General features: G+C 69.4%; 18 protein-coding genes. 8 read left to right on the top strand and 10 right to left on the bottom strand.

All coding sequences use genetic code 11. The features are described 5' to 3' along the window. Positions 1-110 precede the first annotated feature (110 nt). The 5 genes from ACT89H_RS25685 (at position 111) to ACT89H_RS25665 (ending at position 3,657) form a co-directional block, all read left to right on the top strand. Positions 111-557 carry a PaaI family thioesterase gene (locus ACT89H_RS25685; protein WP_445111233.1) on the top strand — a complete coding sequence of 149 codons (447 nt, stop codon included), beginning with the start codon at positions 111-113 and terminating at the stop codon, positions 555-557. 76 nt (positions 558-633) lie between these two features. Beyond that, positions 634-936, top strand: coding sequence for an urease subunit gamma (locus tag ACT89H_RS25680; RefSeq protein ID WP_445111232.1), 303 nt, complete (start codon positions 634-636; stop codon positions 934-936). Positions 937-989: 53 nt separating this feature from the next. Further along, positions 990-1,349 carry an urease subunit beta gene (locus ACT89H_RS25675; protein WP_445111231.1) on the top strand — a complete coding sequence of 120 codons (360 nt, stop codon included), beginning with the start codon at positions 990-992 and terminating at the stop codon, positions 1,347-1,349. A gap of 4 nt (positions 1,350-1,353) precedes the next feature. Continuing rightward, a complete protein-coding gene (locus ACT89H_RS25670; RefSeq protein WP_445111230.1) occupies positions 1,354-3,075 on the top strand; it encodes an urease subunit alpha in 1,722 nt (573 codons plus the stop codon). A gap of 120 nt (positions 3,076-3,195) precedes the next feature. Then, a complete protein-coding gene (locus tag ACT89H_RS25665; protein ID WP_445111229.1) occupies positions 3,196-3,657 on the top strand; it encodes a hypothetical protein in 462 nt (153 codons plus the stop codon). A gap of 289 nt (positions 3,658-3,946) precedes the next feature. Here ACT89H_RS25665 and ACT89H_RS25660 read toward each other — a convergent pair whose 3' ends face one another. Together ACT89H_RS25660 and ACT89H_RS25655 are read right to left on the bottom strand one after the other, a co-directional pair. Beyond that, positions 3,947-4,489: a YaeQ family protein gene (locus tag ACT89H_RS25660; RefSeq protein ID WP_445111228.1), complete on the bottom strand. Its 543-nt coding sequence runs from the start codon at positions 4,487-4,489 to the stop codon at positions 3,947-3,949. Positions 4,490-4,518: 29 nt separating this feature from the next. After that, on the bottom strand, positions 4,519-4,701 hold the full coding sequence (locus tag ACT89H_RS25655) for a hypothetical protein (RefSeq protein WP_445111227.1): 183 nt from the start codon (positions 4,699-4,701) through the stop codon (positions 4,519-4,521). Here ACT89H_RS25655 and ACT89H_RS25650 point away from each other — a divergent pair. Beyond that, positions 4,695-5,261 (top strand): hypothetical protein, encoded by a 567-nt coding sequence (locus ACT89H_RS25650; protein WP_445111226.1) that lies wholly within the window; start codon positions 4,695-4,697, stop codon positions 5,259-5,261. The two genes, ACT89H_RS25655 and ACT89H_RS25650, sit on opposite strands and share 7 nt — an antisense overlap. Positions 5,262-5,268: 7 nt before the next feature. Here ACT89H_RS25650 and ACT89H_RS25645 read toward each other — a convergent pair whose 3' ends face one another. From ACT89H_RS25645 to ACT89H_RS25620, 6 genes are all read right to left on the bottom strand, one after another. After that, positions 5,269-6,861: a bifunctional phosphatase PAP2/diacylglycerol kinase family protein gene (locus ACT89H_RS25645; RefSeq protein ID WP_445111225.1), complete on the bottom strand. Its 1,593-nt coding sequence runs from the start codon at positions 6,859-6,861 to the stop codon at positions 5,269-5,271. A 192-nt stretch (positions 6,862-7,053) separates the two neighbouring features. Next, positions 7,054-9,447, bottom strand: a complete 2,394-nt coding sequence (locus tag ACT89H_RS25640) for an ATP-binding cassette domain-containing protein (protein ID WP_445111224.1) — start codon at positions 9,445-9,447, stop codon at positions 7,054-7,056. Between the two features lie 79 nt (positions 9,448-9,526). After that, entirely contained in the window at positions 9,527-9,937 is a 411-nt protein-coding gene (locus ACT89H_RS25635) for a VOC family protein (RefSeq protein ID WP_445111223.1), read from the bottom strand. A gap of 5 nt (positions 9,938-9,942) precedes the next feature. Further along, entirely contained in the window at positions 9,943-10,392 is a 450-nt protein-coding gene (locus ACT89H_RS25630) for a helix-turn-helix transcriptional regulator (protein ID WP_445111222.1), read from the bottom strand. 178 nt (positions 10,393-10,570) lie between these two features. Continuing rightward, positions 10,571-11,872 carry a condensation domain-containing protein gene (locus ACT89H_RS25625; protein WP_445111221.1) on the bottom strand — a complete coding sequence of 434 codons (1,302 nt, stop codon included), beginning with the start codon at positions 11,870-11,872 and terminating at the stop codon, positions 10,571-10,573. Positions 11,873-12,499: 627 nt separating this feature from the next. Further along, complete coding sequence (locus ACT89H_RS25620) at positions 12,500-12,820, bottom strand: ArsR/SmtB family transcription factor (RefSeq protein ID WP_445111220.1); 321 nt, start codon at positions 12,818-12,820, stop codon at positions 12,500-12,502. A 671-nt stretch (positions 12,821-13,491) separates the two neighbouring features. Here ACT89H_RS25620 and ACT89H_RS25615 point away from each other — a divergent pair. Both ACT89H_RS25615 and ACT89H_RS25610 read left to right on the top strand, forming a co-directional pair. Continuing rightward, positions 13,492-14,421 carry a CorA family divalent cation transporter gene (locus ACT89H_RS25615; protein ID WP_445111219.1) on the top strand — a complete coding sequence of 310 codons (930 nt, stop codon included), beginning with the start codon at positions 13,492-13,494 and terminating at the stop codon, positions 14,419-14,421. A gap of 216 nt (positions 14,422-14,637) precedes the next feature. Then, the gene (locus ACT89H_RS25610; RefSeq protein WP_445111218.1) at positions 14,638-15,555 is read left to right on the top strand and encodes a S1C family serine protease; all 918 of its coding nucleotides are present in this window, start codon (positions 14,638-14,640) and stop codon (positions 15,553-15,555) included. A gap of 123 nt (positions 15,556-15,678) precedes the next feature. Here the strand turns inward: ACT89H_RS25610 and ACT89H_RS25605 are convergent, their stop codons facing one another. Further along, positions 15,679-16,353 (bottom strand): DUF6875 domain-containing protein, encoded by a 675-nt coding sequence (locus ACT89H_RS25605; protein WP_445111217.1) that lies wholly within the window; start codon positions 16,351-16,353, stop codon positions 15,679-15,681. Beyond that, positions 16,350-26,519 carry a non-ribosomal peptide synthetase gene (locus ACT89H_RS25600; protein WP_445111216.1) on the bottom strand — a complete coding sequence of 3,390 codons (10,170 nt, stop codon included), beginning with the start codon at positions 26,517-26,519 and terminating at the stop codon, positions 16,350-16,352. The genes ACT89H_RS25605 and ACT89H_RS25600 overlap by 4 nt, the downstream gene beginning before the upstream one ends. Positions 26,520-26,561: the final 42 nt, after the last annotated feature.

Here is a 26,561-nt window from a genome sequence, read left to right as displayed (position 1 = left end):
GGAAGTCGCCCAGCGACCGGCCGACCCAGCTGCCGAACGGCCGGACGGTCACTCCGGCCTGCGGGTGAGGCCGCGACGAAGCGTGCCGGGCGCTGTGCGACAGTGAATACATGACACAGCAGGAGACTCAACAGGTCGGCTCGCTGGCGGACGTCACGCCCGAGCAGATGAACGCCTACAGCGAAGGCACCTTCACCGACCTGATCGGTTTGCGTTTCACCGAGATGAGCCCCGACCGTGTACGCGGCGAGTGGGTGGTCAAACCGCATCTCTACCAGCCCGCGGGCATCCAGAACGGGGGCGTGTACTGCACCGTCGTGGAGACCCTCGCCAGCACCGGGGCCGGCATCTGGTTCGGCGACCAGGGCACGGTCGTCGGCGTGAACAACAACACCGATTTCCTGCGGGCGGTGCGCGAGGGCACCCTGACCGGCGAGGCGACGCCGCTGCACCGGGGCAGGCTGCAGCAGCTGTGGCAGGTCGTCATCACCGATGAGCAGGGCCGCACCGTCGCCCGCGGTCAGGTGCGACTGCAGAATCTGCCGCATCGGTCCTGACCGCTTGTCCGGCGACGGCGGAACGCGCGTGCCAGAATGTGCCTCACCCGTCACTGCGAACCGGTGAGGAGCCCGGATGCGACTGTCACCGCATGAGCAGGAGCGCCTGCTGATCAGCTACGCCGCCGAACTGGCCCGGCGCAGGCAGGCGCGCGGACTCGAGCTGAACCATCCCGAGGCGGTCGCGCTGATCACCGACCATGTGCTGGAGGGCGCGCGCGACGGCCGCACCGTCGCGGAACTGATGTCCTCGGGACGGACGGTCCTCACCCGTGCCGACGTGATGGAGGGTGTGCCGGAGATGATCCCCGATGTCCAGGTCGAGGCGACCTTCCCGGACGGCACCAAGCTCGTCACCGTGCACCACCCGATCGGTTAGGCACCCGGTATGCGTTATCCGAGCGTTCCCGCCGAGCCGGATCGAGGCTCGGCGTGATTCCGGGCGAATACTTCTGCGCCGAAGGCGCGATCGAACTGAACGCAGGCGCGCAGCGCCGTGCGCTCGACGTGGTCAACACCGGCGACCGGCCGATACAGGTCGGCAGCCACGTGCACTTCCCGCAGGCGAACGCGGCGCTGGAATTCGACCGCGCGGCAGCGCACGGACATCGCCTCGACATCCCGGCCGGGACCGCGGTGCGCTTCGAACCCGGTCTCGGGCAACGGGTGTGGCTGGTGCCGCTGGGCGGCGCTCGCGAGGTCCACGGGATCAGTCGAACCCCACCGGGCCGTCTCGATGACCAGTGCGGGCCCGGTACGGCACTTCGCGAAGGACACGGGCTCGGGAGGTAGGACGATGAGTGAGCTGAGCCGGGCGCGGTACGCCGAACTGTTCGGTCCGACGACAGGCGACCGGATCCGATTGGCGGACACCGATCTGCTGATCGAGATCACCGAGGACCGCAGCGGGGGACCGGGTCTCGCGGGTGACGAAGCCGTGTTCGGCGGCGGCAAGGTCCTGCGCGAATCCATGGGGCAGTCCCGCGCGACACGCGCCGACGGCGCGCCCGACACCGTGATCACGGGCGTGGTGATCATCGATCATTGGGGAATCGTCAAGGCGGACGTCGGCATTCGCGACGGACGCATTTGCGCGATCGGCAAGGCGGGCAATCCCGACACCATGACCGGGGTGCACCCGCATCTGGTCGTCGGGCCGTCCACCGAGGTCATCTCCGGCAACGGCCGCATCCTCACCGCGGGCGCGATCGACTGTCACGTGCATTTCATCTGCCCGCAGCTGATGGCGGAGGCGCTCGGCGGCGGTATCACCACCCTCATCGGCGGCGGCACCGGTCCGGCCGAGGGCAGCAAGGCGACCACCGTGACACCCGGCGCGTGGCATCTGGCCCGCATGCTGGAGGCCACCGACAGCTGGCCGGTGAATATCGTGCTGCTCGGCAAGGGCAACACCGTCAGCGCCGAGGCCATGTGGGAACAATTGCGCGCCGGCGCATCGGGTTTCAAGCTGCACGAAGACTGGGGCTCCACGCCCGCAGCGATCGATGCCTGCCTCTCCGTGGCCGAGGCGGCGGGGGTGCAGGTAGCGCTGCACTCCGACACGTTGAACGAGGCGGGTTTCGTTCAGGACACCCTCGCGGCGATCGCGGGCCGGGGCATCCACGCCTACCACACCGAGGGCGCGGGCGGCGGGCACGCGCCCGACATCATCACCGTCGCCGCCCATCCCAACGTGCTGCCCAGTTCCACCAATCCGACTCGTCCGCACACGATCAACACGCTCGACGAGCATCTGGACATGCTCATGGTGTGCCACCACCTGAGCGCCTCGATCCCGGAGGATCTGGCCTTCGCCGAGAGCCGCATCCGCCCCTCCACCATCGCGGCCGAGGACGTACTGCACGATCTGGGCGCCATCTCGATGATCGGCAGCGACTCGCAGGCCATGGGCCGCATCGGTGAGGTCGTGCTGCGCACCTGGCAGACCGCGCACGTGATGAAACGCCGCCGCGGCGCGCTGCCCGGTGACGGCGCCGCCGACAACGCCCGTGTCCAGCGCTACATCGCGAAGTACACCATCTGCCCGGCCGTGGCGCACGGACTCGACCATGAGATCGGGTCGGTCGAGGTGGGCAAGCTCGCCGATCTGGTGTTGTGGGAGCCCGCGTTCTTCGGCGTCCGCCCGCATGCGGTACTCAAGGGCGGCGCGATCGCCTGGGCCGCGATGGGCGACGCCAACGCCTCCATTCCCACGCCGCAGCCCGTGCTGCCGCGCCCCATGTTCGGCGCCGCCCCGGCGACCGCCGCCGCGACGTCCCTGCATTTCGTCTCCGAGCAGGCGATCGAGGACGGCCTCGCCGACCGGCTGCGGGTTCAGCGCAATCTTGTTCCGGTCCGCGATGTCCGTGGCGTGCGGAAGACGGACCTGCCGCACAACGACGCCATGCCGCGCATCGAGGTCGAGCCGGACACCTTCACCGTCCGCATCGACGGCGAAGTCTGGCGCGCGCAACCCGCCACCGAACTACCCATGGCCCAGCGCTACTTCCTCTTCTGACCGACCCGCGAGTGGCACCTGGCTGCGGCGAAATGCCCGCGAAGAGGTCTCGGTGGTGTGCCACTCGTGGGGAAGGCGGCGGGGGCGTATAGTCCGCTGGACCTGGAGTGAGGGGGGAAGATGCGTGGATCGGGCGAGCGTAGGGTGGTGCACCGGGTGCTGATGGGTGGGGTCGGCGCGGGGACGTTCCTGGCTGCGATGTTCGCGACCTCCGCGGCCGCGCCGGTGCCCTCCGGCAGCGGGTCGGCGGAATCCGTGGTGAGTTTGAACGACTACTGCCAGGAGCACGGTGCGGTGGGCCGCCTCGCCGACGGCCGGACCGTCTACTGCACGCGGGTACAGGACACCGACGCGTTCGTGTGGTCCTACAGCCGCCACCCGATCCCTCGCGATCCCAACACACGCGACTACACCTGCGACAGCGATGCCTGCCACCGCCCCGACGGCGCCGCCGTCCCGACCTACCAGCGATGTGGGATGCTCTGCGGTGAACCTCCCACCAGTGGTGACATTCAGAGCGGCCGCTACGACTGTGTCAAGGCGGGAGCGGCATTCGAAGAGTGCGAACGCCGACTCCGATGATTCGTGCTACGCATCGGGTGTCGCGTCGGCGTGTCGACGACAGAATCCCCCTGTGCTACTTGCCGTTACCGCACTGACATGCACCGGATCGTACCGACATCGCCGCGGCAGATCGGTGGGAGTTGGTGCCGGTGCACCTGCGCGGTGGCGTCCTGGCGAGCGGCGAAGGTGACCCATCCGGGTCGTTACGTGGATCTCTGTGACGAATCGAGTGTCCGCCGCCGCCGCGCCCGCGGTCGCCGATAGCCGTGGTTGCTCGATCGGGGCCCGATGCGCCGGCCGGAAGCGATCAGCCCAGCCGATGTTCCTGCACAGGTGTGGTCAACCCCGTGCCGTTGAGGTCCATGTACAGCAGGCGCTCGGTGACGGAAAGGGTGACCGTGTTGCGGCGTTCGGTCGCGGTGACGGCGGAATCGATGAAGTCGCGATCGAAACTGTAGAGCGGTATCGCTTCGGCGCGATGCACGCGCTTGCCGGTGAGTCGCGCCAGCACCTTGGCCGGGTCGCGGTGAGTGTAGATGGCGACGCGGTCGGCCGATTTGCTGCCTCGGTGCACCCGCTCCGCGTCGGGTGCGCCGACTTCGATCCAGGCGGTGCGGCGTCCGGTGTGGTCGCGCACCAGCACGGCGGGTTCGTCGGTGGCGGAGACCCCACCGCCGCTGAAGGCGATACCCTCCTCGTATTCGAGGCAGTAGGCGAGCACTCGGGTCAGCATGAACTCCGCGGATTCGGACGGGTGCCGCGCCACCCGCACCTCCAGCTCCTGATAGACGCCCCGATCGACGTCGGCCAACTGGACGGCGAAGGTGTGCAGTGTCGCGCTGAGTGCCATAGTTGCAGGAGCCTAACGCCGGCCGGTGATCAGCCCTCGAGACGGAGCGCGGCAGCGGTGCCGGTCACGCCGAGCCCGGACACCACTTCGGCGAAGAGCTCCCGCTCGCGCGGGTGGGCCACGCCGATGCGGGCGTGGCCGAGTTCGCCGTAGGTATGGCGGGCGAGCGCGTCGGTGAGCCCTTGCCAGCCTTTAGGATTCGACGGTGACACTTACTCGTGACGACTTGGCGGGATACGTCGAGCGTGACCTCGACGCCGACCTGGCGAGATGGTTCGCCGGTCGCCCGCCGGTCATCCTTCCGGCGGAGACCCGGCCGGTGGCGCCCTTTCTCGAACGGCTGGCACCCGCGTCCGCGGCGGCGCTGGCGGCTTTCGATCGCCGGGTGCGGTCCGGGCGGATGCCGCAGTTCCTGGACGTCCACGACTGGTCCTACGGTTTCGACTTCGCCGGAAATGACTGCGGCATATGGGATTCCGACTACGAGACCGAGCTCACCGACGACGACGTGTACTCGATCGGCGCGGACGGCGGTGGCAACCTGTACATGGCGCTCACCAACGGACAGATCGCCATCTGGTTCCACGAGGAAGAAGTGGTCGAGGCAGGCACCCGCTTCGACGACCTCGATGTCTTCCTCTGGTCGGTGGTGCGGTACCGCGCGGTGCGGGCCGGGGTGCTCGAGCGCGAGGCGGTCGAGGCGGACTTCCTGGCGCTGGGCCAGGACGGCGCGCTCGAGCCGAACCTCGGGTTGCTGCATTTCATGAAGTAGCGTTCGCTCACTCTTCGCCCGCTCGCCGCTGAAACGGGCGCCCGGCCCGGAAGACGTCCCGCAGCCAAGGAGCTCGGCGGTGATGCGGGCGGCTGCGGTCGGCCCAGAGCGGATTGGCTTCGTCGCGGCGGTAGACCGGCAGTTGTCCGGCGATGGTGAAGTGCAGTCGGGTGGCTTTGCCGACCACCTCGCCATCGGTCGCCAGCGCCTCCGGCGCGGGTAGCTGCACGACGAGTTCGGGCAACTGGCGTTCGCCGTACACCTTGCTGTGGCCGATCGCCGCCAGCAGCAGCGCCAGCACGGCGCGGGTGCGCGAGAAACGCAGATCGGCACGCAGCCAGCGGATGTCGAGCAGTCCGGCGTCGAGCCGGTCGCGGAACGCGGGCACCGCGCCGTGCGGGTGGTAGGGACCGTTGCCGACGAACAGGAACCACACCCGCTGCCAGCATCCGTCCAGGCAGATCTCGAGCGGCTCGGCCCGGCGCAGGGTCACCACGAGCGCGGCGGCGAACGCGGGCCATTTGCCCCAGCGCGACCGCCACTTCTCGCGCAGCTGCACCAGATCCGGATAGGCGCCGAGGCTGGCGGTGTTGATCAGATGCCGGGTGCGTGAACCGGTACCGTCCTCGCATTCGACGCCGGCGATGTCCACCGCCACCGCCTCACCGGCGCCGGTGGCATCGATCACCTCGCGCAGATCGTAGACGCCGAGATCACGGGCGAAGTGATTGAGCGTGCCGGTGGGGATGACGACCAGCGGCAGCTCGTAGCGCAACGCGACCGCGGCCACCGCGGCCACCGTGCCGTCGCCACCGGCGACGCCGACCGCCAGCACCGGTTCACCGTGCTCGGCGATGGCCTGCTCGAGTTGGTCGGCACAGTCCAGATCGGGCCGCGTGCGCAGGACGGTGGCGGCGGGCAGGGCGGCGGCGACATCGTCGGTGGGATCGTAATTCGGGTCGCCGGAGACCGGATTCACCATGACCACCAGGCCTTTGCCCTCCACCAGCGCGGGCACTTCGCGGACCGGGCGCGCCTGCGCCTCGTCGGATTCGCGCACCGGCCACCAGCGCCGCGTGGCCAGGGCGACACCGGAACCGACGGCCGCCCCGACGAGCACATCGGAGCTCCAGTGCACACCGGTGTGCACCCGCGAGTAGGCGACGGTGGCGGCCAGCGGCGCGACAACCAGTGCGGTACGCGGACTTTCGAGCGCGACAGCGGTGGCGAACGCCGCGGCGCAGGCGCTGTGTCCAGACGGGAACGAGGAGGATCTCGGGGCCGGAACGAGTCGCCGGTGCACCGGCAGCAGTTCGGCGGCCGGCCTGCGCCGTGCGATCAGTGACTTGAGACCGACGTTGACGACGACACTGGCTCCGGCGACGGAGACGACGCCGCGCAGCGCGGCCCGCCGCGGCGCGCCGTGACGGGTGGCCAGCAGTGTCGCGAGAACCAGCCACAGCCCGCTGAAATCGGCGCTGCTGGTAAGCCGCAGCAAACCGTGGTCGACCACCGAGGCAGGCAGTTCGGCGACCGTCGCGCCGATCGCTCTGTCAATTCGTCCGATGCCGTGGAACTTCCGGCGCACCCAGCTACTCACCCGGCCGACATTACCGATCACGGCGCGACCGTCTCGAAAATCGGAGGTGCACCGTGTTGCGGCGGCGTCGGCAAGGCTGTGGTGGGACAGGACGGTCACACGGTGGAGACCTGCCCCGAAAACCAGGGTCGCAACAGCGTTCTCGTGGAGCCGCCGGCCTCGCCTTCCGCCACCCCGGGCACGAGTACCCGGTCAGGCGCCGACGTAGGCCGCGAGATGTTCGCCGGTGAGGGTGGAGCGGGCGGCGACGAGGTCGGCGGGAGTGCCCTCGAAGACGATCCGGCCGCCGTCGTGTCCCGCTCCCGGACCGAGGTCGATGATCCAGTCCGCATGGGCCATGACCGCCTGATGGTGCTCGATGACGATGACCGACTTGCCCGCGTCGACGAGGCGGTCCAGCAGGCCGAGCAACTGTTCGACATCGGCGAGATGCAGGCCGGTGGTGGGCTCGTCGAGGACGTAGACGCCGCCCTTGTCGGCCATGTGCGTGGCCAGCTTCAGCCGCTGCCGCTCGCCACCGGACAGCGTGGTCAGCGGCTGACCCAGGCTGAGGTAGCCCAGCCCGACGTCGGCGAGCCGGTTCAGGATGGCGTGCGCGGCCGGAGTGCGCGCCGCCTCGGTGTCGAAGAACTCCTCGGCTTCGAGGACCGACATCGCGAGCACTTCGCTGATGTCACGGCCGCCGAGGTGGTACTCCAGCACCGACGCCTGGTACCGCTTGCCCTCGCATTCCTCGCAGGTGGTCGCGACGCCCGCCATCATGCCCAGGTCGGTATAGACGACCCCCGCGCCGTTGCAGGTGGGGCACGCTCCCTCGGAATTGGCGCTGAACAGTGCCGGCTTCACGCCGTTCGCTTTCGCGAAGGCCTTGCGGATCGGCTCGAGCAGTCCGGTGTAGGTCGCCGGATTGCTGCGTCGCGAGCCGCGGATGGGCGCCTGATCCACCGCCACCACGCCGTCGCTCGCAGGAATCGACCCGTGCACGAGCGAGCTCTTGCCCGAGCCCGCCACACCGGTGATGGCGACGAGCACGCCCAGCGGAATGTCGACATCGACGTCACGCAGGTTGTTCGCTTTCGCGCCGCGGATCTCCAGCTTGCCCGTGGGCCGGCGGACCGCGGCCTTGAGCGCGGCCCGGTCGTCGAAATGCCGGCCGGTGACGGTACCGGCGGCCCGCAGCCCCTCGACGCTTCCCTCGAAGCAGACGGTGCCGCCCGCCGTTCCCGCCCCCGGACCGAGGTCGACGACATGGTCGGCGATCACGATCGTCTCCGGCTTGTGCTCCACGACGAGCACCGTGTTGCCCTTGTCCCGCAGCCGCAGCAGCAGGTTGTTCATCCGCTGGATGTCATGCGGGTGCAGGCCGATGGTCGGCTCGTCGAAGACGTAGGTGACGTCGGTGAGCGAGGAGCCGAGGTGCCGGATCATCTTGGTGCGCTGGGCCTCACCGCCCGACAGGGTGCCGGAGGGCCGGTCCAGCGAGAGGTAGCCCAGCCCGATCTCCACGAACGAGTCGAGGGTGTGCCGCAGTGCGGCCAGCAGCGGCGCCACCGACGGCTCGTCCAGGCCGCCGACCCAGTCGGCGAGGTCGCTGATCTGCATCGCGCAGGCGTCGGCGATGCTGATGCCGGCGATCTTCGCGGAGCGAGCCGCTTCGGTGAGCCGGGTGCCGTCGCACTCGGGACAGGTGGTGAAGGTGACCGCACGGTCGACGAAGGCTCGGATGTGCGGCTGCATCGCCTCGCGGTCCTTGGACAGGAACGTCTTCTGGATCTTGGGAATCAGCCCTTCGTAGGTGAGGTTGACCCCCTCGATCTTCACCTTGGTGGGCTCTTTGTAGAGGAAGTCCTGCATCTCCTTCTTGGTGTACTTGCGGATCGGCTTGTTCGGATCGACGAAACCCGACTCCGCGTAGACCCGCACCGTCCAGAAGCTGTCCGACTTCCAGCCGGGAATGGTGAACGCGCCCTCGGCGAGCGACTTGGACTCGTCGTAGAGCTGGGTGAGGTCGATGTCGGACACCGAGCCCCGGCCCTCGCAGCGCGGGCACATCCCGCCGGTGATGCTGAAGCTGCGGCGCTCCTTCACCGTTCTTCCGGCGCGCTCGGTCGTGACCGCGCCCGCCCCGCTGATCGAGGCGACGTTGAAGGAGAAAGCCTGGGGCGAGCCGATGTGCGGCTTACCGAGCCTGCTGAAGAGAATGCGCAGCATGGCGTTGGCGTCGGTGGCGGTGCCGACGGTGGAGCGCGGGTCGGAACCCATGCGTTGCTGGTCGACGATGATCGCGGTGGTCAGCCCCTCGAGCACGTCGACCTCGGGCCGTGCCTGCGTCGGCATGAAGCCTTGGACGAACGCGCTGTAGGTTTCGTTGATCAGCCGCTGCGATTCCGCGGCGATCGTGTTGAACACCAGTGAGCTCTTGCCCGAGCCGGAGACGCCGGTGAACACCGTCAGCCGTCGCTTCGGGATCTCGATGCTGACATCCTGGAGGTTGTTCTCACGCGCGCCGTGCACGCGGATCAGGTCGTGACTGTCCGCGGCGTGCGGCGCGGGCGACCGGGTGTCCGTCGTCGTGGCCGTGCTCATCGTGTCTCCCTCTGTCGGGCGGGGCCCGGCGCGGTCTCGGCGTCGCCGGGCTCGATTCAACCAATTCGCGCTGGGCGGGTCAGCGCAGCTGCTGGATGCGGATCAGGTTGCCCGCGGGATCGCGGACGGCGCAGTCGCGTACCCCGTACGGCTGCTCGGTCGGCTCTTGGACGATCTCCGCGTCGCCGGCCGACAGTCGTTCGAAGGCGCCGTCCAGATCCTTGGTTGCCAGGAGGATGCCGGCGTAGGTGCCCTTCGCCATCATCTCGGCGATGGTGCGCCGCTCGTCGTCGGTGATGCCGGGATCGGCACCCGCCGGATGCAGGACGATGGACGTCTCGGGCTGGCCGACGGGGCCGACCGTGAGCCAGCGCATCCCTTCGTACCCGACGTCGTTGCGGACCTCGAAGCCCAGAATGTCGCGGTAGAAGCCGAGGGCCGCGTCCGGGTCGTCGTGTGGCAGGAAACTCGCGTGAATGGTGATATCCATGGCAGTCAGGCTAATTGCGGCTCGGTAACCGGCGCTTCTCGATTCCTGATCGGTCTGGTCACCTGTTTCGCCACGCACGACGGCATTCCCGCCGTGGCGCGGGCCGCCTCGCGCCGGTAGACGCTCGGCGGCACACCGACCAACTCGGTGAAGCGGGTGCTGAAGGTGCCCAGCGACGAGCAGCCGACCGCGAAGCAGATCTCGGTGACGCTGAGGTCGCCACGGCGCAGCAGCGACATCGCGCGTTCGATGCGCCGGGTCATCAGATAGGAGTAGGGCGACTCGCCGTAGGCGAGCCGGAACTGGCGGCTGAGGTGCCCGGCAGACATGTGCGCGTCACGCGCGAGCGCCTCCACGTCCAGCGGCTGCGCGTATTCGCGGTCGATGCGGTCGCGAACGCGGCGCAGCCGCGCGAGGTCGTGCAGGTGCTGCGTGGCGGCGGGTCTGCTGGTCATCTACGCGATCGTGCCATATCGCGGTGACAAGCGGACGGGTACCGGCGCCCGTCCGCACGTCCGCGGTGCCGCGCCGGGGGCCGTACCGCACCGGTCGGAAGCGAGCAGCCGCCGCGTCCGCGGGTGCCGCTGGAAGCCGGGCTCGCGGCACACATCGAGCCCGACCGGCATCAGGGTGCTACCAGAAGGTCGCCGAGAGCTCGTACTCGGCGAGCGCGGCTCGCACCAGTTCGGTCAGCTGCTCGGTGTCGAGCAGGGCCGGTGGGTGGAAACCCGTGATGCGTAGGGTGATTCGCTCCAAGGCCTCGAACACCGCGACGTACAGGTTGCCGCCGCGCTCGGTCACGACGCTGCGCGAGTTCAGGCTCTGATTGACCAAACCGAGCACTATCGCCGAGGCCGGGCGGCCGTCGATGCGGAGCATCTCGGGGTCGAGCTTGCCGAGGCTGGAGCACACCGTGGAGATGGGGTCGGTGGCGGCCTGCCGCGCCAGGCGGGCATAGGACCCGCGCGGCAGCGCCACCGCGACCGGGACCAGCGGTGGGACGTCCTGTCCGCTGGCAGCGGCCGCGGTGAGCTTTTCCTTCATCACCGCGCGCAGCGGGGCGAGGTCGGCCGGCTCGCCGTCGCGCACGTCCACGTCGAAGGCGATGGAGGTCAGGGCGTTCGCCCGAGGATCATCGGCGGTGCGGGTGCTGACCGGCATCATCATCCGAACCCGGCCCGCTTCGTCGGTGCGGCCGATCTCCTTGGCGATGGCGGTCATCATCGCTACCGCCAGGGTGGTGCCCGTTCCGCCTCTGGCCTGTGCCGCCGCATGCCAGAGTTGAGCGGGGACCGTCGCGGTGACGGTCGGAAGCCGGAAGTCCGGATCGTCGGCGGGGCGGGTACCGCCGCCGCGACCGGTGACGGCCAACCGCAGCGCCAAACCGGCAGCCGCGGGAAACGACCGGGCTCGCCGCGCGGCATCGCGGAGGTCGGCGGCCAGCAAGCGCGTCCGGCCGAATTCGTCGGTGCGGTACGCCAAGTCGAGCCGTTTGTCCGCGACGGCGTCCGTGATCGCCGCGCAGAATGCTTGACCGTCCACGAGCGTGTGGGAGACCAGCAGCGACACTGCGCTTTCCCCGTTGTCGAGGTGGGTCGCCGCCAACCGCCACGCGGGCCCGCCGAACGTGCGCAACTCGGCGTGCTCCCGGTCGGCGATCCAGGACTCCAGCTCGCCCCGGGGAATAGGCTCGTCCGCGATCTCGAGCGGGCTGAAGTCGACTCGGGTGGTCCACCGGTCCCCGGCCGCGGGGATCATCGACCGCGCGACCGCTCGGCCCAGCGTGCCGTGCCGCAATGCCTCGTGGAAATGCTCCAGCGCCGTGCGGTCCACCGGACGGTCGTAACGCCAGACCGCGTGTACCGCCAGAGTTCCCCCTAGCGCAGAGTGCCCCCGCGCACTCACGCAGTCGATATCGGTCAGGCGGTGGGTCACGCAAATCTCCCGTCGAGTACCGGACACCGGCGCGGGTCCGCGTCGGCGTCATCGCCGCCACAACTCGGCGCTGCGACGATGACGATCGTTCCAATGTCCGGTTTCGAGCTGTTCGGCCAACCACGAGCATCCGGCCTGGCAACGCCGTGGTCCACTCTACTGGCGGATTCGGTTCCTCGCGGTGCGGCAGTACGCCGCGAATTGTACCGATCGGTTCGTTGTCCTGTGGGAACGACAATTCGTCCACCATCGGTGCGGGAGCAGCGACAACGCGGGCGGTGGGACGAACCGGCCCGGATTCGAACGCCCGAGCTGGACGGGCGACGGCGAGGTCCTTTTGCCGAGTCCGGCGATGGGCCGGGACGAGCCGTTCGATCGCCGGCGACGAAAACTATCCGGCCCGGCGTGCGGAGCCGGTGGCCGATCACGGTGCGAGCACCGTCGTGAACATCAACTCCCCCGGAGGGGGCGGCACGGTGCCTCCGGCCAGGGTGGCGATCATCGAGCGGGCTCGGCCGTTCACACGGCCGGGCGGACACCCGAACCAAGAGCGGCAACAGCTCGCCGACTGCTACCGAAGTCATCGAGGGCGAGCGAGGTGCGTCACGTGGTGGCGTGACGTCCGAGTCAGTCGTGGTGGCCACGGTGGTGACGGAAGGCGAGGCGGACGAGATCGGCGATGTCCGGGTCGGCGATCGCGTAGACGTGGCGCCTGCCGTCTTTGTGGGCGTGGACCAGTCCGGCGAGTTTCAGTTTGGCCAGGTGCTGGCTCACGGCGGGCACGGACTGGCCGACGACGGCGGCGAGCGAGCCGACGTCGCGTTCGCCCTGCGCCAGCAGCCAGAGAATCTGCAGGCGCGCGGTGGCCGCGAGCAGGCCGAAAACGGCCGCGGCGTCCTGTAATCGGTCCGCCGGGATGGGCTCCGGTGCTTCGCTGTGCTCGGTCACGTCCGCCTCCATAGCTGTCGGTAGGGTGACACGACCGTGTCATGCTGTGCAACCGTGTGGCCGTCGGCACGAAAACCGATGTGCTGCGCGGTCATCCGGCCCGAGCGGGGCGGCAAGATTTCCACCGGGTGGCGTGCCGTCGAACACTTGCGCAACTGATTGACGTACCGCGATCGGCGGGTTTCTAATGATGGATGGCGCAATTCGTGCGCCGGTCGACCGACGAAGCGAGGTGAGCGGCAGATGCCGGATGACAGTATCGACGTCTACAGCCGGGCCGCCCTCGAGAAACGCGTTTCGACGACGCGTCGTTGATCCTCGTGCGTGATCGGCGAACGGGCAACGGCGCCCGGGTCGGCCGATTCGGCACGAACTTTCCACCCTTTGATTACTACGACGCGTAAGGGCGGCGCGTGCGGGTTCGGCCGGCGCGTGGTCCTTTGTCACCCGCGACGCTGTCTCGTCGCAGTTCTACGCTGCCCGCCCGGCGCGCGTCCTCTGTCCAGGAGGAGTGCGCCAGCCCCGCACGACCGTAAGTATTGGAGTTCCCCGCTATGGCCACATTGCCCGAGAAAGCCGAAACGTCGCCGCGCCCCCCGGATCCGGGACGCCCGCCGACCGGCTCCACCTCGACCTCGCCCGCGCGATTCTTCTCCGGGCAGCGGTAATCGATGACGACCTTTCTCAGTGCCGTGACCGCCGATCACTTCGACACCGAAGTGCTCCAGCAGCATTGGATTCCGCTCGCCGCCGACGACGTCGACACCGCGGCTGTGCTCCGGGAACGGCTCGGCATCGACTTCACCGCTGCCCGCAGCCAGGTCTGGGAGACCGACAACTTCCTGTATCTCCCGGTGGTCGCCAACTACCAGCGCGGCGAGACCATCGAATGGGAGACGATCGTCTTCGCCCTCGGTGGGGAGTTCCTCGTGACGCTGCAGCCGTCGGAGCATTTCATCCCCTTCGACAGGGCGGTCGCGAAGATGCGCCGCACTCCGGAACTCGCCGGTTCCGCGCACGGCGTCATGTACGCGCTGCTGTGGGCGCTGAACGAGGCGTCGGAGCGGGTGCTCCACCATGCCGGTGACGCGCTGGAGGTGACGCGCGACGAGATCGAGCGGGTGATCTCCGGCCTCGACCGGCGCGATCTCGCGGTCACCGACGTACGCGGCGCGCTGTCGCGGATGAACGCGACCGAGCGAATCATCGCGCGCACTCGGCAGACGCAGCTGCAACTGGCCCGCGCCGCGCGTCACCTGATGGCCGACGGCCCGTCCGGCCGCGGCGAGCTGGACGGTGCCATCGGCGTTCTGCTCGCGGACATCGACGGGGTGGGGCAGCACGCGAGCGTCGAGTACGACAAGGCTCGCTACCAGCAGCAAGCGGCGCTGGCCTGGTTGGATGTCCACCAGAACGAGGTCGTCAAGGTATTCGCCGCCGCCGGGGTCTTCTTGCCGCCCGCACTGATCACCACCTGCTACGGTGTGGATCTGATCTCCGAATTATCCTGGGAGACAGGGCTTCTGATCATCTCGCTGCTGACGCTGGTGGCCGCCCTGATTCCGCTGGGCTACCTGAAGCGAAAGGGCCTGCTGCGCTGAGTCCGGGGTCGCGCGGTGATCGCTCGGGTCGGGCGATCATTACCTCGTGCGTATTCGACGCGGTGCGGCCGGCACGGCAAGGTTGGAGGCCGGCCCGGCGACACGCCCGGTGCATCGCAGTCCGGTTGCGCCTGTGGCGAACACGATGCGTCGCCGGCGCGGCGGGAGCATCCTGGACACAGTAGTGCGATTCCGGCGAACAGGGTGGTGGTCGGCATGGACAACGCCGCTATGGATGCCTACTCCCGCACGGTGATCGCGGTGGCGGCGTCGGTGACCCCGCACGTGGCCAGTGTGCGGACCGGGCGGGGGCACGGATCGGCGGTGGTCTTCACCGACGACGGGTTTCTGCTGACGAACGCGCACGTCCTCGGCGCGGCCCGCGACGGTGAGGTAGTTTTCGCGGACGGGGTGGAATCCCGGTTCCACGTCGTCGGGGTGGATCCGCTGTCGGATCTGGCGGTGCTGCGCGCACGCGCCGGCGCGCCGGACGCGGTGCCGCTCGGAGATGCCGACCAGTTGGTGGTCGGCCAGCTGGTGGTGGCGGTCGGTAGTCCGCTCGGCCTGGCGGGTTCGGTCACCGCGGGTGTGGTGAGCGCGCTCGGGCGCGCCGTTCCGGTGGCCTCCCGCCGTGCCGGGCGGGTGATCGAGGACGTGATCCAGACCGACGCCGCGCTCAACCCGGGCAATTCCGGTGGCGCGCTGTCGGATTCGGCCGGCCGGGTGGTCGGCGTCAACACCGCCGTCGCGGGGATCGGGCTCGGCCTGGCCATCCCGATCAACGCGACGACACGCCGGATCATCGGCACGCTGCGCACCGAGGGGCGCGTCCGGCGCGCATACCTCGGCGTGGTCGGCGTGCCCGCACCGCTGCCGGAACCGGTCGCCGCGCGCACCGGGCAGGCCGCCGGAGTGCGCATCGTCGAGGTGGTCCGCGGTGGCCCCGCCGAGCTGGCCGGGCTGCGGCGTGGTGATCTGGTGCTGAGCGTGGCGCGGTGGGAAGTACGGGATGCCCAGGGCATTCAGCGGCAGTTGTTCGCCGAGGCGATCGGCGTGCAACTGCCGGTCACCGTGTTGCGCAATGGGGCCATGGTCGACGTGATCGCGGTTCCGGTGGAATTGTCGGCGGATTGAGCGCTGTCCGGTCGTGGCGACAGTCCGCAACCGCGCGGCGCACGAGACCGGCTCGCCGAAAAGTCCGCACGCACTGACCTCGCCCACTCGACCGGGCCGCGCATCGGCCTGCTTCGCACCGATTCACCGGGTATTCGTCGAGGTACCGATCGGCTGCTCGAGTTTGACCGACATCGCCGCGGCGACGAATCCGGGAATGGCAGGGGCGAAGAGTCTGAGGTAGGTGTCGATCCACTCGTGGCGAGCGACGAGGAACGGGTAGTCGGTGGGCGCCATGTGGCGCACCGCGAGGATGGGCAGGGGTGCGTCGAGCGCCGGGAACGCCGGATTGTGCAGTCCGGGGTAGGTACAACCCGGATAGAACTGCCCGAGCATCAGCCCCTTGTCGACGAACCTGGTTTTCCGCTGTCGTTGAACCGTATCGATGGAGGGGTAGTCGGTGAGGTCGGGAAAGACCGCGAGGACGGCTTTGAACAGCGACTCCGGCGCCTCCTGCGGTGGCAGGGCCGGGAACAGGTCGTACAGATCGTCGACGATCGCGGTGATGCGCCCGATATCGATGTCGTGGCCGTCGAAGAACGCCGTCCACAGGTATTGGTGCGCGATGGCGTGGCTGGTGTAGGGGCAGACCGGGCCGGGCCGACCGAGGTCCGGGTGGGGATGACACAGGTAATCGCGAGTCCACCTTCGTAGTTCGGCATACCGGGGGTGCTCGGCGAGCCCGGTTTCCGCGGCGGGAGCGAAGAGGTTGACCGGCTGTACGCCGGAGCGTGTCCCGACGATGGGGTCGGCGTTCATGAGCGGCTTGTCCTTGCTGAGATGGGTGGCTCCGGGGAGGGTGTTCGGGTGTTCCGGAAGTGCTTGTCCAGGGCTGGTCCGATGGCGCGGAAGGCCTCGGGGTCGGTCATCCTTTCGTGCCGGGTGGGAACGCGGTGTTCGACGATGCTGCCGGTGATGTACGCGCTCCACGCGAGAGACGGAGAAGGGCCGTCGCTCGGGTGGCCGGTGGCGGCGGTGAAGTAGAGCAGGTCGCCGTCGAAGAGCGCCGGTCGGTGCGCTCGGGTGAGGTCGATGAGCCGGGTGTAGTCGCGATGCAGGATCTCGAGGTGCTCGGGGGTGAGGGCGGTGAAGAGTCCGCCTTGCCGGTGCAGCAGGTCGGCCGCGGCCGCCATGGTGAGGTCGGCCGGAATCAGGGAACCGGCGACGCCGCCGAACTCGGTGAGCAGGTCCACGAGGGTGGGGGTGGGAGCGTGGGCGCTGCCTGCGTCGACGACGCGGGTGTCCATCATGGCGAGGGTGGCGACGGGCTCGCCCTCGCGCCGTAGTCGCACGGCGATCGCGTGGGCTATGGTGCCGCCCAGTGAGTAGCCGAGCAGGTGGTACGGGCCGTGCGGCTGAACGGCTCGGATCTCTTGGACGTAGCGGGCGGCGAGGTGCTCGAGCGTGTCGAACCGCGCGGTGGGGTCGGTCAGCGCCGGGGATTGCAGACCATGGACCGGCCGCTCCGAGCCGAGGTACTGGACGAGTCCGCTGAAGCCCCAAGCCAATCCGATGGCCGGATGGACGCAGAACAGCGGCGGCTCCGCGCCGGTGGCGCGCAGGGGGAGCAGGACGGCGAGTGCGTCGTCGGGGCCGTTTTCCTCGAGGCCGCGCAGCCGGGCCTCGATGCGGCGGGCCAGCAGCTGCGGCGTCGGGTCGCTGAAGATCCACTGGATCGGCACAGCTATCCCGGTCGACTCCTCCAGCCGCGCCACCAGTTCGGTGGCGGCCAGCGAGTTGCCGCCGACGGCGAAGAAGCCGTCGTCGCAACCGGCTCGTTCGAGATGGAGGGTGCGCGCGAAGGCGTCGCAGACGGTGGCCTCGAGCGGCGTGGACGGTGCCCGGAACGGTGGCCGGTCCGGTGCGGGCAGGGCGTTGTAGTCGAATTTGCCGGTGCTGGTCAGCGGGATCCGGTCGAGGACGACGATGGCGGTGGGGATCATGTGGGTGGGCAGCCGGGTTGCGAGGTAAGCGGTCATGGCGACGGTGTCGGGGGTGGTGTGCGGTGTCGGTACGACGTAGCCGGTGAGTTGGCCGGTGCCGTCGGCGCGTGTGCGCACGGTGGCCGCGGCGTAGGAGATGTCGGGGTAGCTCTCCAGCGCGGATTCGATCTCGCCCGGTTCGACGCGGTTGCCCTGGATCTTGAACTGCCGGTCGCTGCGGCCTTTGTAGTGCAGTTTCCGGTCGGCGGTCCAGGCCACCAAGTCGCCGGTGCGATACATCCGTGTCCCGGGCGGACCGTACGGGGCGGGGACGAATCGGCTCGCGGTGGTCGCGGGTTGCTTGTGGTAGCCGCGGGCGAGGCCCGGTCCGGACAGATAGAGTTCGCCGACCACTCCGAACGGAACGGGTCGGAGATCGCGATCGAGTACGACGGCGGTGAACCCCCGGATCGGGCCGCCGATGGCGATCGGGCCGTCGACGCCTGCGGACAGCGGAGTGCCCGCGCAGCTGACGACTGTGGTCTCGGTGGCCCCGTAGCTGATGAGTACCGTGCGGCCCGGCGTCCATCGCGCCGCCAGGTCCGGTGGGCACGGCTCACCGCCGAGGACGAGAGTTTCGACTCCGTCGGGATTCGTCGCGGCGAGCATGGTCGGGGTGAGAGCGGCATGGGTGACGTGTTCCGCCCGGACCAACTCCGACAGTCCGGCGCCGACTGGTGTGGGTGCGAGGATCAGTGTGGCTCCGGCGCAGACGGCGCTGATCCATTCGAGGATCGAGACATCGAAGCTCGGCGAGGCGACAGCCAGTATTCGAGAGGCCGGGGTGATGCCGAACCGTTCCCGGGTGTCCGCGGCCAGATTCGCTATCCCGGTGTGGGTGACCACAACTCCCTTGGGAGTTCCGGTGGAGCCGGAGGTGTAGACCAGGTAGGCGGGGTGCTGTGGTCGTATTGGGGCTGTTCGGTCGGCATCGCCGATCGTCGCGGGGGATGCCGCTGCCGATGTCGCGGCGAACGAAGGGCTGTCGACAGTCAGCCACCTGATGGTGTCCGGCAACCGATGTCGGTAGGACTCGCGCGTAAGTCCCACCGTGGCACCGGAATCCGTCAGGATGGTCGTGCTGCGCTCGCGCGGATGGCTGGGTTCGATCTGCACGAACGCGCCGCCGGCCTTGGCGACCGCCCACACGGCGATCATGGCGTCGATGCAGCGCGGTAAAGCTATGGCTACGAACGACTCCGGTCCTATCCCGAGATCGATCAACACCCGCGCCCACCGGTTCGAGGTTTCGTCGAGTTCGCGGTAGGACAGCCGCGCGTCGCCGCAGACCACCGCTTCGGTCTCCGGCTTCATCGCGGCGGTCAGCACCCGCGGCAACACCGACATCACCCCACCGCGCCGCCCGTGAACGGGCACCAGCGCGGCCTGCTCGGCCTGCGACAGCAGCGGTAGCCGGGGGAGGGGCAGGTCGATGTGTTCCGCGACGGTCTCGAGCACGCGCAGCACCCGGTCGGCGAGGGCGTCGACCTGGTCTCGGGTCAGCAGGTCGGGCAGGTATTTGAAGGTCAGATGCACTCGGGTGTCGTGGTGCACGATCAGGCCGAGCGGATAATGCGCGGCGTCGCGTCCGTGCACGCCCAGGACACGCATTCCCGCGATGTCGGTGTCTTCGGACAACCCAGCCCAATCGATCGGGTAGGACTCGAAGGCCGTCACGGTGTCGAACATCGCGCCCGGACCGGCGATGCGCTGGATCTGGGCGAGTCCGAGGTGGTGATGGTCGAGTAGCGCGGCCTGTTCGGTCCGGATTCGCCGCACCAATTCGGCGAGGGTTTCGCGGTGGTCCAGCCGGACCCGCACCGGCACCGTGTTGATGAACAACCCGATCATCGATTCGACGCCGGTGAGCTGTGGCGGGCGCCCGGAAACGGTGGTGCCGAACACCACGTCCTCGCGGCCGGTCGCGTTGGCGAGCACGATCCCCCAGGCGGCCTGAACAAGGGTGTTGAGGGTGACCTCCTGCTGGTGGGCCGCGGTGATCAATGCCGAGGTGCGGTGTTCGCTCAGCTGCACCTGCACTTCGCCGGCGGCGTCGGTGTGTGGGCGGCCCCGGTCCGAGACCGTCAGCAGCGTCGGTTCGGATACGCCCTCGAGAGCTCGCGCCCACGCGGTTTCCGCCGCGTTCCGGTCCTGGGCGTGCAGCCACCTCAGGTAGTCCCGGTAGGGACGGCCCGGAGCGGGCGCCGTGGCGTCGTCGCCGCAGGCGTAGAGGGTCAGCAGTTCCCGGATCAGCAGTGGCGTCGACCAACCGTCGATCAGGATGTGATGCATGCTCCACACCAGCCGATAGCGCTCCGGGGCGGTGCGTACCAATGTCATGCGCAGCAGCGGCGCCACGGTCACGTCGAAGCCTGCGCGCCGGTCGGCGTCCATGAACTGCTCCAGCGCGGGAGTGGTGCCGTTGTGCTCGGCCAGGTCGACCCGGGTGAACGGCACTTCGACGTGCTCGAGCACCACTTGGACCGCTTCCCGCGCGCCGTCGCGTAGAAAGGCGGTCCGCAGATTCGGATACCGTGCGACGAGCGCCTGCGCGGCACGGCGCAGCCGCTGGGCGTCGACGTGCCCGCCGAGTTCCAGACACAGTTGCACGATGTAGGCGTCGACGGCGCCGGCCGCGAGTTGGGCGTGGAACAGCAACCCGGTCTGCAACGGCGTGAGCGGCCAGATGTCGTCCAGGGCCGGTTGCAGGCGCTCGAGCCGGTCGATCGTGTCCTGACCGACATCGAGCAGATCGAGGTCGGAGGGGGTGAGCCCGCCCGCACCGGGCCGGGAGGCGTGGGCGGCCAGCGCGGTGACCGCGTCGCGCCACAGTTCCGCGAGGTCGGTGACCTCGGCGGCGGTGAGCGGGCCGGTCGGATAGTCCCAAGTGGCGGTCAGCGCCGGTCCGTCCGGGGTGTCGGTGATCACCGCGTTGACTCCCAGCAGGGACGCTACGGCCGCGTCGGGGTTCTGGGTTCCGCCGCCGCCGGTGGGCATCCAGCCTACTTCCCGCAACACTGCGGGAGCGGTGTCGAACCTGCCCAGATAGTTGAAGCTCACCTGAGGGTCGGGCAGCGCACGCAAGACGGGGGCGGTATCGGAGTTGAGGTATCGCAGCAGTCCGTAGCCGATCCCGTGATCGGGGACCTGCCGGAGTTGTTCCTTCACCGATTTGACGATCGCCCCGGCGGCGGCTCCGGCGGCGAACGCGTCATCGATGTCGATGCCGGACAGGTCGAGACGCACCGGATAGGTGGTGGTGAACCACCCGACGGTGCGGGTGAGGTCGGCGTGCGGCAGCACCGCGTCGTGGCGGCCGTGGCTTTCGAGGGTGAGCAGTGTTTCCGATACGGCGTCGCCGTGCTCGCGCCGCCATCGGGTCAGCGCCAGAGCGAGCCCGGCGATCAGGGCGTCGTCCACGTTGCCATGGAACACCTCCGGCAGGGTGGTGAGTACGGCGCGAGTCACCGCGGTGGGTAGCCTCACTTCGACGCTCGCGACGGTGGCCTGTAGGTCGACGGCCGGGTCGAGGGGGCGGGCTCCGATCGGCGGGTCGGCAGCGGCGAGTGTGGACCGCCACCGGTCGAGTTCGTCCCGGCGCGCGGCGGCCGCGTCGAGGGCATGCGCCCAGCGCCGCATCGAGGTACCGGCAGGCGCGAGCCGTGGCGATTGCCCGGCACTGATCTGCCCCCACGCTATCGCGAGATCGGGAACCAGGATGCGCCAGGAGACGCCGTCCACGGTCAGGTGATGGGCGACGATCAGCAGCCGTCCCGGCTCGCGCGCCCACTCGAACCAAACCAGCTGCAGCACGACACCCGCCTCCGGATCGAGGCGCTCGGCCGCGGCGTTCGCCTCGGCGTCGGCGATCGCGGCGAAGTCGCTGCTGTCCGGTGCCACGGTTACCGGCACGCGCCGGATCAGCCCGGCGGCGGGTGCGGCGGTCGGCTGTACGTGCAGCGTCCAGCCGGACGCGTGCGCGGGGTCCGGGCGCAGCCGGGCGCGCAGCATGTCGTGGCGTTCGAGCACCGCTTGGACGGTGGCGCTGATTCCGGCGCTGTCGATTCCGGCCGGCAGCGTGAGTATCACCCACTGGCAGAAGCGGTCGAAGCCGCCCCGCTCGAACATCCAGCACATGATCGGCGTCATCGGTATCTGTCCCACGCCGCCGCCGGGCAGTTCGGCGGGAAGGGCGGTGGCCCCGTCGCCGTCGCGCACGGCGACCCGAGCCAGTTCGGCGACTGTTCCGTGCTCGAACACCTCGCGCGCCGAGAACGACAGATGCGCGGCCTTGGCCCTCGTGACCAGCTGAATCGCCATGATGCTGTCGCCGCCCATGGCGAAGAACGAGTCGTCCGCCCCGACCTCGTCGAGGCCGAGCACCTCGGTGAACAGTCCGGCCAGCGTCCTCTCGACCTCGGTGGCCGGTGGCCGGGATCCGGCGCGGGGGGTGAAGTCGGGCTCGGGCAGCGCGGTGCGGTCGAGTTTGCCGTTCGCCGTCATCGGTAGCGCGTCGATCACCATCACGCTCGCGGGCACCATGTGCGAGGCCAACCGCTCCGCGGCGGACTCGAGGACCGCGGCCGGGTCGAGTTCGGCCCCGGACTCGGGCACCACGTACCCGATCAAACGGTCACCGGTGGCCGCGCGTCGGTGCACGGTCGCCACCGCGTGCGCCACACCCGCGTACGCCGACAGCGCCGATTCGACCTCGCCGAGTTCGATGCGGAAACCATGGATCTTCACCTGGAGATCCGCCCGGCCCACGTAGTCGAGGGTCACATGTCCCGCAGGCGACCGCACCCAGCGCACCAGGTCCCCGGTCCGGTACATGCGCTGCCCCGGTCCCGCGAACGGATCGGCGACGAACCGCGACGCCGTCGTACCCATCCGGTTGCGATAGCCGCGAGCCAAACCGGGACCGGCCAGATACAACTCGCCCACGACGCCGACCGGCACCGGCCGCAGCCACGTGTCGAGCACGACCTGGTGCACCCCGCGGATCGGGCCGCCGGTCGTCACCGCCTCACCCGCCACCATCGGGTCGCCGGCATCGGTCTGGATCGTGGCTTCGGCGGGACCGTAGGTGTTGAACAGTCGCCGCCCCGGCGCCCATCGCGACACCAGCTCGGGCGGGGGCGGTTCACCGCCGATCACGACGGTCCCGAGGTCCCCGAGCCCGGCCGGATCGACCGTCGCCAAGGCCGTCGGCGTCAGCGCCGCATGCGAAACCCGCTCCCGGGTGAGGATCTGCGCCAATTCGTCCCCGCCGTAGACGGTCTGCGGCGCGATCACCAGCTGCCCGCCCGTCGCGAACGCCCAGAGGTATTCGAGCATCGCCGCATCGAAACTCGGAGACGCGGCATGCAGCACCCGCGTGCCAGGCCCGACGCCGAGTCGCGCGCATTGGTCGTCCACCAGATTCGCCAACCCCTGGTGCGACACCACCACGCCTTTCGGTTGTCCCGTCGACCCGGAGGTGTAGATCACGTACGCCGCGTTTTCGACCCGCACCGGTCGCGTTCGCTCCGCATCGCGCACCGGCGCTGCCGGGAACCCCGCCACCTGTGCTCGGACCGCAGGCTCGTCGAGTACCAGCCACGGCGGCGACCCGGGGAAGCGATTCCGCCACCGCGACAGCGTGAGTCCCGCCGTCACGCCCGAATCGGTGAGCATGTACGAGATCCGGCCGGTCGGATAATTCGGGTCCACCGGCACGAACGCCGCCCCCGCCTTCGCCACGGCCCAGACCGCCAGCACCGACTCGACCGACCGCGGCAACCCCACCGCGATGCTCGTCTCCGGCCCTGCCCCCAGACCGATCAGCATGCGCGCCAGCCGATTCGACTCCGCATCCAGTTCGCGGTAGGTCCACCGGCGATCACCGCACACCGCCGCGACCGCGCTCGGGTCCTTCGCCACCGCCGCGGCCAGCAGATCCGGCAGTACCCGCGCCGGCACCCCGGGAGGACCCGACACCGGCGTCAGTTCGCGGAATTCCGCCGGGGACAGCAGATTCAGCCGGGTCAACGGTCGATCCGGGTCGGTGGCGACCGTGCCGAGCACGGACAGGACCCGATGCAGGGTCGCCTCCATCATGTTGTGGTCGAACAGCTCCGGCAGGTACTTGAGGTCCAGACGCAGTCGCGTGTCGATCCGGGCGACCAGGCCCAGCGGGTAGTGCGCCGCGTCGGTGCCGCTCACGTCGACCAGCCGCAGGCCCGCGATGTCGGTGTCCGCGGTGAGCCCGCCCCGATCGACCGGATAGGACTCGAACACCGTCACCGTGTCGAACACCGCCCCCGGTCCCGCCACCCGTTCGATGTCGGTCAAGCCGACGTAGTGGTGATCGAGCAGCTCGGCCTGTCCGGCCTGGATCCGGTCGAGCAACTGCCCCAGGTTCTCGGTGGGGTCGAGACGGACCCGCACCGGCAGCGTATTGACGAACAACCCGATCATCGATTCGACGCCCGCCAGTTGCGGGGGCCGTCCGGAGACGGTGGCGCCGAAAGTGACGTCCGTCCGAGATGTCAACGTGCCCAATACGATCGCCCATGCCGTCTGGATCACGGTGTTGAGTGTGATTCCGCGGGCCCGCGCCAGGTTCTTCAGGTCCGCGGTCTGTTCCTCGGTCAGTTCACCGAGAACGTCACGTGATTCGGTGTATCGACGGCCGGGGTCGGACGGAACCATCAGGGTGGGCTCGTCGGCGCCCTCGAACGCACGGGCCCAGGCGTCGAGCGAAGCACCCGAGTCCTGGCGCACCAGCCACGCCAAGAAGTCCCGATAGGGTCGCACCGGGGGCAGTATCGTGTCGTCGCCGGTGGCGTAGAGCACCAGCAACTCCTTCACGAGCAGCGGCGTCGACCAGCCGTCCAGCAGCAGATGATGATTGGTCAGCACCAGGCGGAAGCGTTCCGGCCCGGTGGTGACCAGCATCCAACGCAGCAGCGGGGCCCGGGCGGGGTCGAACCGGGTCGCGCGGTCCGCGGCCAGCAGTCGTTCCCACTCTCGACTCCGCGCACCGTCGTCGAGCCCGGACAGGTCGAGCTCCGTCCACGGCGCTTCGACGTTCTCGTCGACCACCTGCACCGGTCCGGCGTCGGTGACGAACGCGGCGCGCAGATTCGCATGCCGGTCGAGCAGCGCCTGCCCGGCTCGGCGCAGCCGCTGCGAATCGACTCGCCCGCGCAACTCGAGGACCAGCTGGACCACGTAGGCGTCCACCGAATCCTCGGAAATGAGCGCATGGAACAGCAGCCCTTCCTGCAACGGAGTCAACGGCCAGACATCGCTCAGCGCCGGATACCTGTTCTCCAGCCGCTCGACGTCGGACTGCGTGAGCTCGACGAGGTCCAGATCCGACGGCGTCCGTCCGCCGGTCCCGGCACGGCGGGTAGCCGCCGCCAACGCGGTCAGCACCTGCCGCCACGACTCCGCCACCTCGCGTACCTGGTCGGCGGTGAGCACCCCCGCCGGATACGACCACCGCGCCCGCAGCCGCCGCCGGTCCCCGTCGTCCAGAACGAGGGCATTGATGTCGAGCACCGCCGATACCGGCATGTCGGGGTCGAGCACACCGGTGAATTCCGAACCCGACAGATCCCCGGCGTCGTCCACCGGTAGCCATCCGGTCGCCTGTGTCGCACCGGGCACCTTCGTGGTGACGCGGCCGAGATAGTTGAACCCGATCTGCGGCGTCGGCAGATTCGCGAGCCGCGGTCCGGTGTCGGTGTTGAGATAGCGCAGTAAGCCGTAGCCGATCCCGTGGTCCGGGATCGTGCGGAGCTGTTCCTTGACCGACTTGACCGCTGACTCCAGCGCACGCCCACCCGCGGCCGCGTCGTCGACGTCGATGCCGGACAGGTCGAGGCGCATCGGAAAACTCGTGGTGAACCAGCCGACTGTCCGGGCCAGATCCGAGCCGGGGAGCACGCATTCCTCGCGGCCGTGCCCTTCCAGACCGACCATCGCGTCCGCGAGAGCGCCGGACGCGACCGTATCGCGCTCGCGCCGCCATTTCGTCACCGCCACCGCCAGCGCGGCCAGCAGCCCGTCGCTCACTTCGCCGTGGAATGCCGCGGGCACGGTGGTCAACAGCGCCTCGGTCACCTCTGGCGGCACATCGATCTCTACCGTGCGTACGGTGGCGGCCACATCGATCGCGGGGTCGAGGGCGCGTTTGCCGATCACCGGATCGTCTCCGGCGGACATCGCTTGCCAGAACTCGAATTCGGCGCCCCGCTCGGCGCTTCGCGCCGCTTCGGCCAGTCCGTGCGCCCACCTGCGCATCGAGGTCCCGACCGGGGCCAGAGCCGGTGGCTCGCCGGACTCGATCCGCGCCCACGCGATCGCGAGATCCGGTACCAGCACCCGCCAAGACACCCCGTCGACGACCGTATGGTGTACGACCATCAGCGCCCTGCCCGGCTCGGTCGCGGTGACCGGGTCGAACCAGACCATTTGCAGCACGACACCCGCGCCCGGATCCAGCCGGTCCGCGGCGGCGTTCAGTTCCGCCGCCACCGACGCACGGAACTCGGCACTTCCCGGCCGCTGTGGCATCGTCACCCGATGGATGACATCGTCGGCTCGAATAGCTCCGGGCGGCAGGACCTCCCACGTCCAACTCCCGTCGTCGACCCGGCGCAGCCGCGCGCGCAGCATGTCGTGCCGATCGAGTACCGCCTGCACCGTGCCGGCCAGCTTTCGCCGGTCGATCCCCGTCGGCAGTCCCAGCAGCACCGCCTGCGAGAAGCGGCCGAACCCCGACCCCGCCCGCTCCAGCAGCCACCGGACGATCGGGGTGATCGGCACCGGACCCACGCCGCCGCCGGGCAGTTCGGCCGGGCGGGCCGTGGCCGCGGTGCTGTCGCTGGCGGCGACCTGCGCCAGCCCGGCGACCGTCTTGCGTTCGAACACGTCCCGCGGGGTGAACACCACACCCGCCGCCCTGGCTCGATTGACCAGCTGGATCGACATGAT

This window comes from Nocardia aegles (genome assembly GCF_052545135.1).
The sequence above is the reverse complement of the archived record's forward strand: the minus strand, read 5'-3'. Positions and strand labels throughout refer to the sequence as shown.